At 29.8% G+C, this 242-nt stretch carries 1 protein-coding gene; it reads right to left on the bottom strand.

Features of this window, described 5'->3' with window-relative positions; genetic code table 11:
- Positions 1-242: transposase (locus CPJCM30710_RS17625; protein ID WP_212905406.1), on the bottom strand; the 242-nt coding region annotated here is incomplete at both ends.

Raw genomic sequence — 242 nt, 5'->3', positions numbered from 1 at the left:
CTCTTCAATATAATCTTTAGGTGTTACAGTAACTTCAACTTTCTCAAATTTGCGCTTATTAGCATTTGCTTTGATATGTGTTGAATCTGAATAAAGAATTTTACCACTAACTAACCCTTTCTCCATAGCTTGGAGCACTATATTATCAAATATTTTTTGTGCAATATCAGTATCCTTAAATCTTCGAATTCTATTTTGACTAATTGTTGATGCATCAGGTATTTTTTCGGTTATTGAATATC

The organism is Clostridium polyendosporum, from assembly GCF_018332455.1.
Taxonomy (GTDB): Bacteria; Bacillota; Clostridia; order Clostridiales; family Clostridiaceae; genus Clostridium_AY; species Clostridium_AY polyendosporum.
The sequence above is the reverse complement of the archived record's forward strand: the minus strand, read 5'-3'. Positions and strand labels throughout refer to the sequence as shown.